This is a genomic window from Psychrobacillus sp., assembly GCF_056205495.1.
On record NZ_JBAEAP010000607.1, the window covers coordinates 1 to 2030 of the forward strand.

Sequence of the window (2030 nt, forward strand, 5' to 3'; positions counted from 1 at the left end):
ACTGGTGGTACAACTGATTGTTGAACTGGTGGTGCCTCATAATAGTCTGGCACAGGAGCAGACACGTGGTTAGTTTCTACTCTTTCCTCATATATCGTTGCTGCTGCCTCTGGCTGAGCATCTTCTCCCTCTCCCAGAAGTGTCTTAACAAGGCTTAAACCAAACTCTAATGGTATAAGCTGCATAATATTAGAATCTATTAAGCTTCCTACTCGTAGTCTAAAAGATATTTTAATAAGTAAATCATCATTAGGGATCGCTTCCTCGCCTTCCCCTTCGATCAGATTTAAAATATCTATGGAAGGTGGAGAGATATCTACCTTTTTATTGAATACAGTGGACATTGAAGTAGCTGCAGAGCCCATCATTTGGTTCATAGCCTCTTGTACGGCACTTAATTGAATTTCACTTAGTTGAGGGCTTGGATCTATCCCATCTCCACCTAGCATTAAGTCAGCAATTACTGCAGCGTCTGACTGCTTAATAACTAGTAGATTCATACCTATTAGTCCAGCAGTATATTGGACTTGTACGGCGACATAAGGATGTGGAAATTCCTCCACTAACTTACTTCTATTAATCATGCTAATATGTGGAGTAGTAATATCCACTTTTTGACCTAATAAGGAAGATAGAGCAGTAGCAGAGCTTCCAAAGGAAATATTACCGATTTCCCCTAACGTATCTATAGCAAAAGAGTCTAAGTAATCTTCAATATTCGTTGTATTTATGTTTGCTTTTTCTTCCTTCACATTGTCAACCGTTCCACGTAGGAGGGCTTCAATTTCTTCTTGGGAGAGCATATCATCACTCATCATCATCCTCTCCTCCTTTCAAAGTTTCAATTATTTGTACTGCCATTTTCTTTTTAAGCTTACCGGGCTGTGCTTTAAACTTTGGTATATCTCCTACTTTAATTGTAAGAGCATCTTCCACTTTAGCATTTAATTGAATGACATCGCCCAACTGAAGATATAAAAGATCTTCCATGGTGATTTCAGTAGAACCTAATTCAGCCACAACTGGTATTTCTGCTGATTTAACACGTTTTTTAAGGACTGCTAATTGTTCCGGTGACACTTCTTTTTTATTCGTTTGCATCCAGTAGCGTACAGATAGGTTAGGTACAATTGGTTCTAATACTACATGAGGAATACAAATATTAATCATTCCACTGGTTTCTCCAATAACCGTATTAAACGATATGACAACTACAGTCTCGTTTGGTGAAATCATTTGTAAAAATTGTGGGTTTATCTCTAATTCCGTTAAGATTGGATCGATATCCGCTATATTACTCCATGCTTCTCTTAAATTATCAAAGGATTTTTCAAAGAGATTTGTCATTATTTTTGTCTCTATTTCAGTTAAATTATCGACCTTTGTATGCGGCTGACCCTTCCCTCCCATTAACAGATCCAACATGGAATATGCGATATTGGGGTTTATCTCCATTAGAATATTACCTTCTAGAGGCGGAACCTCAAACACGTTAATGAGTGTCATATGAGGTACCGAGCGTATAAACTCTTCAAAAGGAATTTGGTCTACGGATACTACAGATATTTGAACATATGATCTTAACTGGGCAGAAAAAAATGTGGTTAAAAGACGTGCGAAATTTTCGTGTATACGTGTCAAACTTCGTATTTGGTCTTTCGAGAAACGCAGAGCTCTCTTAAAATCAAAAGTACGAATTTTCTTTGATTCCTGTTCGCTCTTCATTTCGTCCGCTGTCATTTCACCTGTCGAAAGGGCACTTAACAATGCATCTATTTCTGATTGAGATAATATATCTCCTGCCAATCTGCCCACCTCCATTCAAAAAAGTACTTTACTGAATAATATAAGAAGTAATATAAACCTGCTGTACTTCTCCTTCATTCATCAATTCATTTATTTTAGTTTTAAGCGAGGACTCTAAGGTTAGCTTTCCTTGCTTACCTTCTAAATCCTCTGGCGTCATTTCTGAAAGCTCCGTGATCAAAATATTCTTCACTTGGAAATCGCGTTTTGTAAGCTCCTCTGCC

General features: G+C 37.6%; 3 protein-coding genes. All 3 read right to left on the minus strand.

Going from position 1 to position 2030, the window contains the following annotated elements:
- The coding region (gene fliY, locus AC06OU_RS17305) for a flagellar motor switch phosphatase FliY (protein ID WP_475857427.1) at nt 1–815 on the minus strand (815 nt) is incomplete at its 3' end.
- Nucleotides 808–1806, minus strand: coding sequence for a flagellar motor switch protein FliM (gene fliM, locus AC06OU_RS17310; RefSeq protein ID WP_475857423.1), 999 nt, complete (start codon nt 1804–1806; stop codon nt 808–810). The genes fliY and fliM, both read right to left, overlap by 8 nt.
- Before the next feature lie 28 nt (nt 1807–1834).
- Nucleotides 1835–2030: flagellar basal body-associated FliL family protein (locus AC06OU_RS17315; protein ID WP_475857425.1), on the minus strand; the 196-nt coding region annotated here is incomplete at its 5' end.